This window comes from Nocardia sp. NPDC046763, from assembly GCF_040645495.1.
Lineage (GTDB): Bacteria > Actinomycetota > Actinomycetes > Mycobacteriales > Mycobacteriaceae > Nocardia.
Genome location: NZ_JBEYYI010000017.1, coordinates 134864 through 148126, shown reverse-complemented (window position 1 = coordinate 148126; position 13263 = coordinate 134864). Strand labels below are relative to the sequence as shown.

14 protein-coding genes are annotated in these 13263 nt (G+C 69.1%); 10 read left to right on the top strand and 4 right to left on the bottom strand.

Features of this window, described 5'->3' with window-relative positions; translation table 11 throughout:
- Window positions 1-214 precede the first annotated feature (214 nt).
- Together ABZ909_RS26490 and hemW are read right to left on the bottom strand one after the other, a co-directional pair.
- Window positions 215-994: an alpha/beta hydrolase gene (locus ABZ909_RS26490; protein ID WP_357004412.1), complete on the bottom strand. Its 780-nt coding sequence runs from the start codon at window positions 992-994 to the stop codon at window positions 215-217.
- Window positions 995-1318: 324 nt separating this feature from the next.
- On the bottom strand, window positions 1319-2485 hold the full coding sequence (hemW, locus tag ABZ909_RS26485; RefSeq protein ID WP_357004409.1) for a radical SAM family heme chaperone HemW: 1167 nt from the start codon (window positions 2483-2485) through the stop codon (window positions 1319-1321).
- 206 nt (window positions 2486-2691) lie between these two features.
- Here hemW and ABZ909_RS26480 point away from each other — a divergent pair, with 206 nt between their 5' ends.
- The 6 genes from ABZ909_RS26480 to ABZ909_RS26455 all read left to right on the top strand — a co-directional run bounded on the left by ABZ909_RS26480 (window position 2692) and on the right by ABZ909_RS26455 (window position 9569).
- Window positions 2692-3555 carry an immunity 49 family protein gene (locus tag ABZ909_RS26480; RefSeq protein WP_357004307.1) on the top strand — a complete coding sequence of 288 codons (864 nt, stop codon included), beginning with the start codon at window positions 2692-2694 and terminating at the stop codon, window positions 3553-3555.
- A 378-nt stretch (window positions 3556-3933) separates the two neighbouring features.
- Window positions 3934-5724 (top strand): nitrite/sulfite reductase, encoded by a 1791-nt coding sequence (locus ABZ909_RS26475; RefSeq protein WP_357004304.1) that lies wholly within the window; start codon window positions 3934-3936, stop codon window positions 5722-5724.
- A 15-nt stretch (window positions 5725-5739) separates the two neighbouring features.
- Window positions 5740-6450 carry a phosphoadenylyl-sulfate reductase gene (locus ABZ909_RS26470; RefSeq protein WP_354835471.1) on the top strand — a complete coding sequence of 237 codons (711 nt, stop codon included), beginning with the start codon at window positions 5740-5742 and terminating at the stop codon, window positions 6448-6450.
- A complete protein-coding gene (cysD, locus tag ABZ909_RS26465; RefSeq protein WP_357004301.1) occupies window positions 6447-7382 on the top strand; it encodes a sulfate adenylyltransferase subunit CysD in 936 nt (311 codons plus the stop codon). Before ABZ909_RS26470 ends, cysD begins: the two co-directional genes overlap by 4 nt.
- Window positions 7382-8671, top strand: a complete 1290-nt coding sequence (locus ABZ909_RS26460; RefSeq protein ID WP_357004298.1) for a GTP-binding protein — start codon at window positions 7382-7384, stop codon at window positions 8669-8671. The genes cysD and ABZ909_RS26460 overlap by 1 nt, the downstream gene beginning before the upstream one ends.
- 1 nt (window position 8672) lies before the next feature.
- A complete protein-coding gene (locus ABZ909_RS26455) occupies window positions 8673-9569 on the top strand; it encodes a CbiX/SirB N-terminal domain-containing protein (RefSeq protein WP_357004296.1) in 897 nt (298 codons plus the stop codon).
- A 21-nt stretch (window positions 9570-9590) separates the two neighbouring features.
- Here ABZ909_RS26455 and ABZ909_RS26450 read toward each other — a convergent pair whose 3' ends face one another.
- The gene (locus tag ABZ909_RS26450) at window positions 9591-9863 is read right to left on the bottom strand and encodes a hypothetical protein (protein ID WP_357004293.1); all 273 of its coding nucleotides are present in this window, start codon (window positions 9861-9863) and stop codon (window positions 9591-9593) included.
- On the opposite strand from ABZ909_RS26450, the gene ABZ909_RS26445 reads away from it, so the two are divergent.
- Complete coding sequence (locus tag ABZ909_RS26445) at window positions 9852-10106, top strand: hypothetical protein (RefSeq protein ID WP_357004290.1); 255 nt, start codon at window positions 9852-9854, stop codon at window positions 10104-10106. The two genes, ABZ909_RS26450 and ABZ909_RS26445, sit on opposite strands and share 12 nt — an antisense overlap.
- Before the next feature lie 13 nt (window positions 10107-10119).
- Here the strand turns inward: ABZ909_RS26445 and ABZ909_RS26440 are convergent, their stop codons facing one another.
- A complete protein-coding gene (locus ABZ909_RS26440) occupies window positions 10120-10827 on the bottom strand; it encodes a TIGR00266 family protein (RefSeq protein ID WP_357004287.1) in 708 nt (235 codons plus the stop codon).
- A 136-nt stretch (window positions 10828-10963) separates the two neighbouring features.
- Here ABZ909_RS26440 and ABZ909_RS26435 point away from each other — a divergent pair, with 136 nt between their 5' ends.
- From ABZ909_RS26435 to ABZ909_RS26425, 3 genes are all read left to right on the top strand, one after another.
- Window positions 10964-11530 carry a hypothetical protein gene (locus tag ABZ909_RS26435; RefSeq protein ID WP_357004284.1) on the top strand — a complete coding sequence of 189 codons (567 nt, stop codon included), beginning with the start codon at window positions 10964-10966 and terminating at the stop codon, window positions 11528-11530.
- Between the two features lie 24 nt (window positions 11531-11554).
- Window positions 11555-12202: an HAD family hydrolase gene (locus ABZ909_RS26430; protein WP_357004282.1), complete on the top strand. Its 648-nt coding sequence runs from the start codon at window positions 11555-11557 to the stop codon at window positions 12200-12202.
- Window positions 12203-12318: 116 nt separating this feature from the next.
- Window positions 12319-13083, top strand: coding sequence for a glucose 1-dehydrogenase (locus ABZ909_RS26425; RefSeq protein ID WP_357004281.1), 765 nt, complete (start codon window positions 12319-12321; stop codon window positions 13081-13083).
- Window positions 13084-13263: the final 180 nt, after the last annotated feature.

The window sequence follows — 13263 nt, the reverse complement described above, 5'->3', positions numbered from 1 at the left end:
TCATTCGGCACCGGCCACGCGGATTTCCCGGATTATCTCCTCCAGTTTAGTGTCCCCGGCGCAAGTAGCTGCGCCACCGCCCGCCACCTGGGCGGAGTCGGCGCAAGGGCGGTGCCCCGGTGTCCGCTGGGGCGGTGCCCCGGTGTCCGCTGGGGCGGTGCCCCGGTGTCCGCTGGGGCGGTGCCCCGGTGTCCGCTGTGGCGGTGCCCCGGTGTCACTGACCGACGGCGGCCTCCACGACCGCGGCCACCTCGGCCGGGTGGGAGACGAGGCCGGCGTGGGAGGCGTCGATCGAGGAGGTGTGGGCGTTCATGCGCGCGGCCATATCCCATTGGGAGGCAGGGGGAATCACGTGGTCGGCGGTGGTGACCAGGTACCAGCTCGGCGTGGCGGCCCAGGCGGGCGATCCCGAGGGTTCGAGGTTGGCGGACAGGGCCAGGGAGTGCTGGCGGGCGGCCATGGCGGCGGCGGTGGCCGGATCGACGTCCTGGGCGAAGACGTCGGGGAAACTGGCGGGGTCGATGTAGGCGTCCACATTCCTGCCCATGATCCCCAGCTGGTCGTTCACCACCTTCAGCCGCAGGGCCGGGGTGAGTTGCGAGCCGGGGTACTGGATCGGATTCAGTTCCAGCAGTGCGGCTTCACCCTGGACCGGCGCGAAAGCCGAGATGTAGACCAGGGATTCGATCTTCGAGTCGTGCACGTTGCTGATCACGGTGCCGCCGTAGGAGTGACCGACCAGCACGATCGGGCCCGGGATGCCGTCGATCGTGCGCTGGATCGCCGCCGCGTCGTAGGCGGGTCCGCGCAATGGATTATCCGGCGTCACAACGGAATAGCCGTCGGCGCGCAGCTGGGCGGCGACCCCGTCCCAGCTGGAGGAGTCGGCGAAGGCGCCGTGCACCAGGACGATCGTGGGCATGGGCGCAGCCGTGGCCGGCGCGGCGGCGAGCGGGGTCACGGCGAGCGCCAGCGCTACCGCGGCGGCGCTCATTGTGCGGGCGGCGGCGTGACCGGTGCGGGCACGGCGGCGATGCAGGAGTTCGACGGGTCGCACGAGTGGCTTCATCATGAGATGTCCTCGGGCCGAAGGGTGTCCGGGGCGCTGCCGAAGTTGTTCGGGGCGCTGCAGTGCGCGGGCCGCGGCCGAGGCTCCGACCGCGATCCAGACCGGCTGTACGAAATCTCCGTCCGTCAATCTAGTCCGGACCGAGCGGTTCTACCCGACGTTCGCCGATCTCCGCAGGTCAAAGCCCAAGTCCGACCGCGATCCGGAAACGGTCGGTCCGGCCGGCCCCATCGAGCGAAGGCGCCGAGGTCAGCCCAGGAGAGTGCGGACAACACCGTCCGCGAGCAGTCGGCCGCGGTCGGTGAGAATCAGGTGGTCGCTCACACGCTCGGCCAGGCCATCGGCAATGACACCGTCGGCGGCGGCGCGGCCGTCGGCATCGAGATCGGCCAGCGGGAGACCCGTCCGGAGACGGACGGTGAGCATGACGCGCTCGGTGTAGCGCTCCTCGGGCGTGAGGGACTCCCAGCCCGCGGCTGGGAGGGCGCCGGTCGTCACCCGATCCGCGTAGCGCGCAGGGTGTTTCACGTTCCACCAGCGAACGCCGCCGACGTGACTGTGCGCGCCCGGCCCCGCGCCGAGCCAGTCGCCGCCGTCCCAGTAGCCGAGGTTGTGGCGGCAGCGGGCCATGTCGGAGTCGGCCCAGTTGGAAACCTCGTACCACTCCAGGCCGGCCGCGGCCAGGCGGGTGTCGATGCGCTCGTAGCGCGCGGCGAGCACGTCGTCGTCGGGGGCGGGAAGTTCGCCGCGCCGGACCCGGCGGGCCAGGGCGGTGCCGTCCTCGACGATCAGCGAGTACGCCGACACATGGTCGACGCCCGCGGACAGGACGGCATCGAGGCTGGCGTCGAGATCGGCGTCGGCTTCGCCGGGGGTGCCGTAGATGAGGTCCAGATTGACGTGCTCGATGCCCGCGGCACGAGCTTCCTTGGCGGCGGCCACGGCCCGGCCGGGCGTGTGGGTCCGGTCCAGGATCTTCAGCACGTGCTGGGCGGCGGACTGCATGCCGAGCGAGACGCGGTTGTACCCGGCCGCGCGGATGCGATCGAAGAATTCGGGCGAGGTGGATTCCGGATTGGACTCGGTCGTCACCTCGGCCGCGGGCGCGAGCGTGAAGTTCGCGCGAATGGCGTCGAGCACCCCCGCGAGCCCGTCTCCACCGAGCAGCGACGGCGTGCCGCCGCCCACGAACACTGTCTCCACCGCAGGCGTAGCCGACGGCAGCGCATCGAATTCCCGTGCCGCCGTGGCAAGTTCGCCCTTCAGCGCCTCGAACCACGACTGCGGCGACGACGAGCTGCCCAACTCCCCCGCCGTATAGGTGTTGAAGTCGCAATACCCGCACCGCGTCGCACAGAACGGCACGTGGATGTAGATCCCGAACGGCCCGCCCCCGAAATCGCGCAGCACCGGCACGTCGGCGGCGGCCGCCGCGGCAGCGCCGGAGATCTGTGGGGGAACAGTCGAGGTCACCCATCCAGTGTGACCGGTTGTCCCGGTCACAGCGCACCCGCCTGCGCGGGGGAGGCTGCTCGGACTGCGGGGCACCTCGAATCCGGATAGATTCCAAGGGATTTCGGCGAGCCGGGCGAGCGGCTCCAGGTGCGGACGGGGACGGGCCGATGATCGAGGTACCGCGGCACGGGATCGATGCCAGGTCGATCAGGGAGGTCGACGAGGGCTCCGTGGCGCCGGTGGTCTACCGGTCGCGGATGCCGGTGCGGCCGGAGGGCCCGAACTTCTCGCGGTCGATGGACGGTGCGCTGCTGGCCACCATGCTGATGTCGGATCCTTCGGCGTTTCGGGCGCGGACCTGGTATTTCGCGTATTCGACCGAGCAGACGGTGACAGGGCGGTTCCGGGCGAGCGGTATCGAATCCGGCTTCGACAAGTACGACCGGGTGGCCGGCTGGCGAGCCGCGTTCTGGTGGACGCTCGTCGCTCGCGATGCCGAGGCCATGGGCGAGCTGGTCGAGTATCCGATCGAGCGGCTGCGCGAGTTCGGCGACGGCGCCTTCGACGACTTCCAGTACGAGTGGGTGCGGCTGCTGCAGACGGCCTGGCGGTTCGGCCCGAAGAGCGTGTACGAGGCGGCCTGGGCGCTGGACACCACCAGCCGGGTGGGTGCGCAGCGGGTGACGGACTTGCTGTTCCGCCCGGCCGTGGAGGTGTTCCTGCGCCTGGCGGACGGTGATTCCGAGGGGTTCGACTGGGAGATGACGAACGCGCTGCGGCTGCATCGCGCCTTCTTCGACAACGACGCCTGGCGCAACGATCCCGAGGGTGTCCTGGCGCTGCCGCTGCTGGGTCTGGCCTGCTGGGCGCGGGATCTGGGCTATCGGACCGCCGTCCGCTCGCCGTATCTACCGGCCGGATTCATCGATCGCCCGGATTGGGCGATCTCCCCCGAACTGGCCGATGAGCTGGGCCGGTTGGCGGCGGCCAAGGCCCGCCTCGCGGCGTCCGACGCCGATCGGATGACCTAGCCTCGCCGGCCCAGCCGTTCAGGTCAACCGTCCAAAGGTTCGCCGGGCGTCGATCTATGATGCCCGTCACAAATCGAACAATATATCCAGGGGATTTCCCGGGAAACTGCGGAAAATTCGATCCGGCAGTCGGAACGACCCGTCTGACGTGGCACAATAAGCCACATGATTGGACTTGGAGTACGACTCGTGGCGCGTCGCCATGTCGACTTCAAGCGTGTCTGCAGCGCGAGCTGTCTGTCGGGAAGCCTCCGATAGATCGGCTCCCATTCTCCCGGAATCCGGCGTCCACCTGACGCCGTAGGAGCCGGTTCTCTGATATCGGAGGCGTGAGCAAGCCCCTCCCGCCTGCCCGCAAGACCCTTCAGGAGCGACCCCATGACGTCGAGCACCGACGCCACCAGTTCCGATAACGCTCGATCCGCCCGGCCCGAAAAGCCCGCCGCGGAGCGCCGCGTGCGTCCGGATCGCCCGCGGTCGGAAGCACCCGTCGCGCCGCGGGAGCGCACCGCGCGACCGGTGAAGCGCAAGTCCGAGGGACAGTGGGCACTCGGGTACCGCGAGCCGCTCAATGCCAACGAGCAGAGCAAGAAGGACGACAACCCGCTCAACGTGCGGGCGCGCATCGAGAACATCTACGCCAAAGGCGGATTCGACTCGATCGACAAGAGCGATCTGCGCGGCCGCATGCGCTGGTGGGGTCTGTACACCCAGCGTGAGCAGGGCTACGACGGCACCTGGACCGGTGACGAGAACATCGACATCCTCGAGGCCCGCTACTTCATGATGCGGGTGCGCTGCGACGCCGGTGCGCTGAACCTGAAGCAGCTGCGCACCCTCGCGCAGATCTCCACCGAGTTCGCGCGCGACACCGCGGACCTGTCCGACCGCGAGAACGTCCAGTACCACTGGATCGAGATCGAGAACGTGCCGGAGATCTGGCGGCGGCTCGAAGCGGTCGGCCTGCAGACCACCGAGGCGTGCGGTGACTGCCCGCGTGTGGTGCTGGGCTCGCCGCTGGCGGGTGAATCCCTCACCGAGATCATCGATCCCACCTGGGCCATCGACGAGATCGTCAAGCGCTACATCGGCAAGAAGGAATACTCCAACCTGCCGCGCAAGTTCAAGACCGCCATCTCCGGTCAGCAGGACGTGGTGCACGAGATCAACGACGTCGCCTTCGTCGGCGTCGTGCACCCCGAGCACGGCCCGGGCCTGGACCTGTGGGTCGGCGGCGGCCTGTCGACCAACCCGATGCTGGCCCAGCGCGTGGGTGTGTGGGTGCCGCTGAACGAGGTGCCCGACGTATGGGAGGCGGTCGTGTCGCTGTTCCGCGACTATGGCTACCGCCGCCTGCGCACCAAGGCCCGCCTCAAGTTCCTCGTGAAGGACTGGGGCATCGAGAAATTCCGCGAAGTGCTCGAAACCGAGTTCCTGAAGCGGAAGCTCATCGACGGCCCGGCTCCGGAGCAGCCGAAGCGGCCCATCGACCATATCGGGGTGCAGAAACTGCGCAACGGACTGAACGCGATCGGCTTCTCCCCCATCGCCGGTCGTGTCTCGGGCACCATCCTGAGCCGAGCGGCCGACGCGATCGAGCGCGCGGGCTCCGACCGGATCCGTTTCACCCCGTATCAGAAGCTCATCGTGCTCGACGTCCCCGACGACAAGGTCGAGCAGCTGATCGAGGAGCTGGAACCGCTGGGGCTGCACGGCCGTCCGTCGCACTGGCGGCGGAACCTGCTGGCGTGCAGTGGTATCGAGTTCTGCAAGCTGTCGTTCACCGAGACCCGCAAGCGGTCGCAGGTGCTGGCGCCCGAGCTGGAGACCCGGCTCGCGGATATCAATGCCGACCTGGACGTGCCGATCACGGTAAACATCAACGGCTGCCCCAACTCCTGCGGCCGGTCCCAGATCGCCGACATCGGTTTCAAGGGCCAGCTGGTCGACGACGGCGACGGGAATCAAGTGGAGGGTTTCCAGGTTCATCTGGGCGGCTCCCTTGGGCTCGACTCCGGCTTCGGCCGAAAGCTCCGGCAGCACAAGGTGACCAGCGAAGAGCTGGGCGACTACATCGAGCGCGTGGTGCGCAACTTCATCAAGAACCGTGATGAGGGTGAGCGTTTCGCGCAGTGGGCGGTCCGGGCCGATGAAGCAGACCTGCGGTAGTTGGGAGAAACGTCAATGACCACAACGAAACTCGCGGAATCCGAGCTGCGCGCCCTGGTCGAGAAGGGCAATGCCGAACTCGGCCCGAACGCGACCGCGCAGGAACTGCTGCAGTGGACCGAGGACACCTTCGGCGCGAATTACATTGTCGCGTCGAACATGCAGGACGCGGTGCTGGTTCAGCTGGCCGCGCAGGTGCGCCCGGGCGTGGACGTGCTGTTCCTCGACACCGGCTACCACTTCGCCGAGACCATCGGCACCCGTGACGCGGTCGAGCTGGTGTACGGCGTGAACATCGTCAATGTGCAGCCGGAACACAGTGTGGCCGAACAGGATCAGCTGCTCGGCAAGGATCTGTTCGCGCGGGACGCCGCCGAATGCTGCCGCCTGCGCAAGGTGGTGCCGCTGAAGAAGTCGCTGACCGGGTACAACGCCTGGGTCACCGGCATCCGCCGGGTGGAGGCGCCCACCCGCGCCAATGCGCCCTTGATTTCCTTCGACGAGGGCTTCGGCCTGGTGAAGATCAACCCGATCGCCGCCTGGTCCGACGAGGAGATGGCCGCCTACATCGAGGCGAACGGCATCCTCGTGAATCCCCTTGTCGAAGAGGGATATCCGTCCATCGGTTGCGCTCCGTGCACGCGGAAGCCGGAACCTGGATCCGATCCGCGATCCGGCCGCTGGGCCGGGCTCGCCAAGACCGAATGCGGGTTGCACGCATCATGACTTCCATCGCTGCATCTGATCTTCTCGCTCCGCTCGGGGCAGAATTCGACACTCTGGCCGCCCTGGAGTCCGAGTCCATCCATATCTTCCGTGAGGTAGCGGGCGAGTTCGAACGCCCCGTCATTCTCTTCTCGGGCGGTAAGGACTCCACGGTGCTGCTGCACCTGGCGATCAAGGCCTTCTGGCCCGCGCCGCTGCCGTTCGCGCTGCTGCACGTGGACACCGGGCACAACCTGCCCGAGGTCCTCGACTTCCGCGACAAGGTGGTCGAGAAGTACGGGCTGCGACTGCATGTCGCGTCGGTGGAGGAGTACCTCGCCGACGGCCGCCTGCAGGAGCGCCCGGACGGGATCCGCAATCCGCTGCAGACCGTGCCGCTGCTGGACGCCATCAACGAGAACCGCTTCGACGCGGTCTTCGGCGGCGGCCGGCGCGACGAGGAGCGGTCCCGCGCCAAGGAGCGCATCTTCTCGCTGCGCGATGCCTTCGGCCGCTGGGACCCGAAGCGGCAGCGGCCCGAGCTGTGGAACCTGTACAACGGCCGGCACGCTCCGGGCGAGCACGTGCGCGTGTTCCCGATCTCGAACTGGACCGAGCTGGACATCTGGCGCTACATCGCCCGCGAGGACGTGGAGCTGGCCAGCATCTACTACGCCCACGAGCGCCCCGTGTACCAGCGCGACGGCATGTGGATGACCCCCGGCGTGTGGGGCGGCCCGGCCGACAACGAGGAGCTGCTGATCAAGTCGGTGCGCTACCGCACCGTCGGCGACGGATCCACCACCGGCGCAATCATTTCCGACGCCGCCGACAATGACGCGATTCTGGCCGAGGTCGCCGCGTCCCGGCTCACCGAGCGTGGCGCGACCCGTGGCGACGACCGCGTCTCCGAAGCCGCCATGGAAGACCGCAAGCGAGAGGGTTACTTCTGATGTCCGACCTATTGAGACTGGCCACCGCCGGATCGGTCGACGACGGCAAGTCCACCCTGGTCGGACGGCTGCTGTACGACACCAAGTCCGTGCTGGCGGACCAGATCGACGCGGTGACCCGCGCCTCGGTCGACAAGGGTCTGTCCACGCCGGACCTGTCGCTGCTGGTGGACGGCCTGCGCGCCGAGCGCGAGCAGGGCATCACCATCGACGTGGCGTACCGCTACTTCGCCACGCCCAAGCGGTCTTTCGTGCTCGCCGACACCCCGGGGCACGTGCAGTACACCCGCAACACGGTGTCCGGCGCGTCCACGGCGCAGCTGGTGATCCTGCTCGTCGACGCCCGCAAGGGTGTCATCGAGCAGACCCGCCGGCATGCCGCGGTCATGGCGCTGCTGGGGGTGCCGAAGCTGGTGCTGGCCGTCAACAAGATCGACCTGGTGGACGATCCGGCCGGCGTCTTCGACAAGATCACCTCCGAATTCGCCGAGCTGACCGCCAAACTCGGCTGGTCGGCCGACGATGTGCAGGAGATCCCGGTCTCCGCGCTGCACGGTGACAATGTCGCCTCGCGTTCGGAGAACACCCCGTACTACGACGGGCCCTCGCTCATCGAGCACCTGGAGTCGGTGCCGGTGGACGCGGACGTGCACGGCCGCCACCAGGTGGGCCTGCGTTTCCCGGTGCAGTACGTGATCCGGCCGCGCACCGCCGAGTACCCGGACTACCGCGGCTACGCGGGTCAGGTCGCGGCGGGCGTGGTGTCCAAGGGCGACGAGGTCGTGGTGCTGCCGTCCGGCACCCGCACCACCGTCGAGCGCATCGATACCCCGAACGGTGAACTGAATTCGGCCGAGCCCGGCCGCAGCATCACCCTGATCCTGGCCGACGACGTGGACGTCTCGCGCGGTGACGTGATCGCCGCCGCCACTGGCGCCCCCGAACCGATCGAGGCCTTCGACGCCACCGTGTGCTGGCTCGGCGACAAGCCGCTGCGCCCGGGCGCGCGCCTGCTGCTCAAGCACGGCACCCGCACCACGCAGGCCATTGTCGGCGCGCTGCTGGAGCGTTTCGACGAGCAGCATCTGGCCGCCGATCCGGATCCGGAGTCGCTGTCGCTCAATGACATCGGCCGCATCTCGGTGCGCGTGGCCGACCCGATCGTGGCCGACGACTACAGCGTCAACCGCCACACCGGCTCGTTCCTGCTCATCGACCCCGCGGGCGGCAACACCCTGGCCGCGGGCCTGGTCGGCGACGCGCTGACCGCGGTCGAGGTCGGGGCCTGAGATGAATCCGCCCGGCAGCGGTGCAGTTCCGGCCGTCCCGCCGGGCGGAGCGTCCGCCGACCGCGCGCCCGGGGCGCTGTCCACGGTGCGCGGCGGCCCGGCCCGCCCCTTCCGGATCGAGGACGCGCCCGCGCTCATCGCCGTGGCGCACGGCAGCCGGGATCCACGCTCGGCCGCGACCATGCGGGCCGTGGTCGCGCGGATCGCGGCCCAGCGGCCGGATCTCGATGTGCGCCTGGCATTTCTGGATCTGAGCACGCCCTCGGTGGATCAGGTCGTGGATGCGGTTGCGGCCGACGGGCATTCGCATGCGGTTGTGGTTCCACTGCTGCTGGGCAGCGCCTTTCATGCCCGGGTGGACCTGCCCGGAATGCTGGAGGCCGCTCGCGCCCGGCATCCCCGGCTACGACTGACCCAGGCCGAGGTGCTCGGCCCCGATCCGCATCTGATCATCGCCCTGCGGGATCGCATCGTCGAGGCCATGACCGCGGACACCTCGCCCGTGACCTTGACCGACGTCGCCCACGGCGTGAACCGGCCCGCCGGTCCACGCTGGGGCGTTGCCGTTGCCGCCGTGGGCTCCTCATCCGCGGCCGCCAATACCCGCACCGGCGACGTGGCACGGCTGCTGACCGCGATGACCGGCTGGGACACCGAAATCTGCTTCGCCACCACCGAACCCACGGTGCAGAAGGCGTTCGCCCGGCTCCGGGCCCGCGGCGCGGACCGAATCCTGGTCGCGCCCTGGTTCCTGGCCCCGGGCCTGCTCACCGACCGGCTGCACGACGCCCTGCCGCAACTGCCGCACGCCGAAACCCTTGGCGCGCATCCGCTCCTGGCCGAAGTGGCCCTGGACCGGTACGCCACCGCCGCCCTCCCCCTCGAACTCTCGGCCTGACCGAACCGGCCGGCCCACCGGTCAGCGGAAGATGTCGTTGATGAGGTCGTCGCCGAGACCGAAACCGGCGCCCATGGCCATGGCGCTGCCGAAGGAACTGCCCAGGAAGCGATGCAGCATGCCACCGCTCTGCGGTGCGGCGTAACCCTGGGGGTAGGCCGCTTGTGCGGCCGGATAGGCCGGTTGCTGGTACTGCGGCTGCTGGTACTGCGGTTCGGGGTAGCCGGGCGGCGGGTATCCGGGCTGCTGCTGCGGATATCCGGCCTGTGCGGCCTGGCTGACGTGATTGTCCACGAGCTGGTGCACCGACTGCAGCAGCTGCGCGGTCTCGTTCTCCTCCTGACGGACGGAGAGGGTGGCTTCCTCGAGGTCCAGCAGCCACTCCCGGGCGTTCTGGTCCCCGGCCGCCGCAGCGGCCTGCAGCTTGCCCGCCAGCGTTTCGATCAGCTGTGCCGTCTGTTGCGCCTGCTGCTGCAGGCGGCCCAGCCGCGGTCCACGGTTTCGGCATCCATGTCACCCGGTGCTACGCCCGGATGACCGGAAGCCCTGGTCAGCGCGACTGGGCGGCGGGGTCGGCGATCGGCAGGTAGGGAATCAGCGAGTGGGCGAGGTTGGCGATGGTCAGAGACTGCAGCCAAACTCGGCCGGGGCCGGTGAGCGCGGCGAGGAACAGCCCGTCACCGCCGAAGAGAACATTGCGAATGCCTTTGACCATGGTGATGTCGAAATTCACCGAGGCGTCGAACAATCCGACATGGCCGGGGTGGACCCGGAGGGTTTCGCCTCGGGCCAGGTCGTATTGGACCACCTCTCCGGAGAGTTCCACCCAGGCGTAGCCGTCACCGCTGAGCCGCTGCAGGGTGAAGCCCGTGCCGCCGAAGATGCCCGCGCCGAGGCGGCGCTGGAAACTCAATGCCACACGGACATCGCCTGCGGCGCAGAGGAATCCGTGGCGGTGCACCAGGTATTCGCGGCCCTTGCCGATCTGCACCGGCAGGATCTGGCCGGGGAGTTTGGCGGCGAAGGAGACGCGGCCAGGATCGCGGTGCGCGGTGTACTCGGTCATGAAGAGGCCGGCGCCCGCCATAGCGCGGCGGACCGCGCCGAAGACGCCGCCCGCGGCGCCGCGGGTGGAGGTGCTGAGGCGGATGGAATCGGTCATCCAGGAGAGCTGGCCCGCCTCGGCGATGAGCCGGTCGCCCGGATCCAGCGCAACCTCGAGCACCGGCATGACGGTCCCGCGAATCCTGGCGTCCATCAGGTTCTCCCCTCCCGCGCACGACAACTCACACCAGTGTGCCTCGACTCGGGCGGCCACGGGCCGGTTGCCGACTTGCCACCGGGCCCACCTTCTTAGTAGTTTAGGCTTCCCTTACTAACTAGAAGGCTCGGCAATGCTCCAGACCAGTGACGCGCGGTACCGCACCGGGACCGCGGCACTCCCGCACGATTCGTGGCGAATCGTGTCCGCCGCCGCGCTGCTGGCCACCGGCGCCCTCGCGGCCGCCGTCTGGATCGCCGCCCACGTCACCGCCAGCCCGGCCGTGCACACCGGCGGGCTGTTCATCCACCTGGCCTCATTGGTGGTGGGCTTCGGCGGCGTGCTCATGGCCGATTCCTTCGTCTTGCGGTGGGCCGCAGGACGTCTCGGCCTGGCCGAGACCCTGCGGGCGGTCGGCCGCCTGCACGTGCCGATCTGGCTGGGCCTGGCCGGACTGGTGGCCAGCGGCTGCGTCCTCGAACCGAATCTCGCCTCCACCATGACCCGCACCAAAATGGCGCTGGTACTCGTGCTGACGCTCAACGGGATTCAGGCGTGCGCGCTCAACCGCCGCCTGCAGGCCCGCGGCGAGAGCCCGCTCACGCCACGGCTGCTGGCCTGGGGCACGGCCACCGGACTGGTGTCACAGCTGTGCTGGTGGGGCGCGACCGTCATCGGCTTCCTCAATGCACAGCGCTGAGCGACCGCCCGATACGCTGGGCGAATGATCAAGGCTGCGGTATTCGATGTGGGCGAGACGCTGATCGACGAGACGCGCATCTGGTGCCGCTGGGCCGATCGGCTCGGCGTGCCGCGCTTCGCGTTCCTGGGCGTCATCGGCGGCATGGCGGCCACCGGGCGACCGCTCACCGACGCCTTCGAGCTGGTGCGGCCGGGCATCGATATCGAGGCCGAGCAGATCGAGTGGGCCGCCGAGGAACCGGAGAGCCTGCGGAACAACTTCGACGCCGACGACCTGTACCCCGATGTGCGGCGGGCGCTCGGCGAGCTGCGGGCGCGCGGAATCACCGTGATCATCGCGGGAAACCAACCGCCGCAGGCGAAATCGGCACTGGAGCGGATGGAGCTGCCGGTGGACGCGGTGTACACCTCGGCCGAATGGGCGCTGGAGAAGCCGGATCCCGAGTTCTTCGCGCGGGTCGCGGAGGTGGCGGGGGTCATGCCCGGCGAGATCTGCTACGTCGGAGATCGGGTCGACAATGACGTGCTGCCGGTCCTGGCGGCGGGCATGATGCCGGTGCTCATCCGGCGCGGGCCCTGGGGTTACCTGACCGCCGAGCAGCCCGACGCCGCGCGGGCGACGGTCGTCGACGGACTCGACGAGCTACCGAATCTGCTCGCGCCCGCCTGATTCCGGCTGGATGACACATCAAGTGTGACGGCCGTTTTCCGCCAGCGGCCACTTTCCTTGCAGCGTTGACTATGACGTGTCAACGAAACCCGCTCTACCGCAAGGGGAATGCAGTCATGACGGATGCACGATTCGAATCCAAGGTCGTTCTGATCACCGGCGCCACCTCGGGGGTCGGTGCGGCCGTCGCGCGGCGAATCGCCGCCGAAGGCGGGGCCGTGGTGCTCGGGGCACGCGGCAAGGACGCCGGTGACCGGATGACGGAGGAGATCCGCGCTGCGGGCGGACGCGCGCTGTTCGTGCCCACCGACGTCACCGTCGAAGCCGACGTGGAACGGCTGACGGGGGCCGCGATCACCGAATTCGGCCGCCTGGACGCGGCTTTCAACAATGCGGGCGCGGTCAATGCCTTCGGTCCGGTGCAGGACATCGACGAGACCGGGTGGCGGGCGGATCTGGAACTCAACCTGACGGCCGTCTATTACGGCCTGCGCCACCAGGTTCCGGCGCTGGCGGCCGGCGGTGGCGGCGCGATCCTCAACAATGCCTCCAACCTCGGCGTCGTCGGCATGGCCCAGGTCGCGCCCTATGTCGCCGCCAAACACGGTGTGGTGGGCCTGACCCGAGCCGTCGCCATGGAAGCGGCCGAGCGGTCCATCCGCGTCAACGCACTGGTCTCCGGCGCGGTCGACACCCCCGCCTTCCGCGCCTCCATGGGCGCCACCCCGGAGGGCGAGGCCGCCATCGCCGCCCTGCACCCCCTCGGCCGCATCGCCCGCCCCGGGGAAATCGCCGCCTTCTGCGCCTACCTGCTCAGTGACGAGGCCAGCTTCATCACGGGCGCGGCCCTCGCCATCGACGGCGGCTTCACCGCCCGCTGACCCGCGACTGGCCCACCACCGCGCGGGCACCGAAGCGCTGGGTGGGCCGGTCACTTTCGACGATGGGGACGGGGACATTGCAGGTCCGCTGCTTCCTCATCGCCGGTCCACGAGGGCGAGCTGCCGCTCGCCAGAGCCCCCGGGGACGAGGTGGGGCGGGTTGGTCAGTCCCGCCGGCCA

Bases quoted from the DNA above. Each gene is read 5' to 3' on its own strand.
- ABZ909_RS26435 (WP_357004284.1), top strand. From the start codon at position 10,964: ATGCTCCAGACCAGTGACGCGCGGTACCGCACCGGGACCGCGGCACTC.
- cysD (WP_357004301.1), top strand. From the start codon at position 6,447: ATGACTTCCATCGCTGCATCTGATCTTCTCGCTCCGCTCGGGGCAGAA.
- ABZ909_RS26440 (WP_357004287.1), bottom strand. From the start codon at position 10,827: ATGGACGCCAGGATTCGCGGGACCGTCATGCCGGTGCTCGAGGTTGCG.
- ABZ909_RS26480 (WP_357004307.1), top strand. From the start codon at position 2,692: ATGATCGAGGTACCGCGGCACGGGATCGATGCCAGGTCGATCAGGGAG.
- ABZ909_RS26460 (WP_357004298.1), top strand. From the start codon at position 7,382: ATGTCCGACCTATTGAGACTGGCCACCGCCGGATCGGTCGACGACGGC.
- ABZ909_RS26455 (WP_357004296.1), top strand. From the start codon at position 8,673: ATGAATCCGCCCGGCAGCGGTGCAGTTCCGGCCGTCCCGCCGGGCGGA.
- ABZ909_RS26475 (WP_357004304.1), top strand. From the start codon at position 3,934: ATGACGTCGAGCACCGACGCCACCAGTTCCGATAACGCTCGATCCGCC.
- ABZ909_RS26490 (WP_357004412.1), bottom strand. From the start codon at position 994: ATGAGCGCCGCCGCGGTAGCGCTGGCGCTCGCCGTGACCCCGCTCGCC.
- ABZ909_RS26425 (WP_357004281.1), top strand. From the start codon at position 12,319: ATGACGGATGCACGATTCGAATCCAAGGTCGTTCTGATCACCGGCGCC.
- ABZ909_RS26430 (WP_357004282.1), top strand. From the start codon at position 11,555: ATGATCAAGGCTGCGGTATTCGATGTGGGCGAGACGCTGATCGACGAG.
- ABZ909_RS26470 (WP_354835471.1), top strand. From the start codon at position 5,740: ATGACCACAACGAAACTCGCGGAATCCGAGCTGCGCGCCCTGGTCGAG.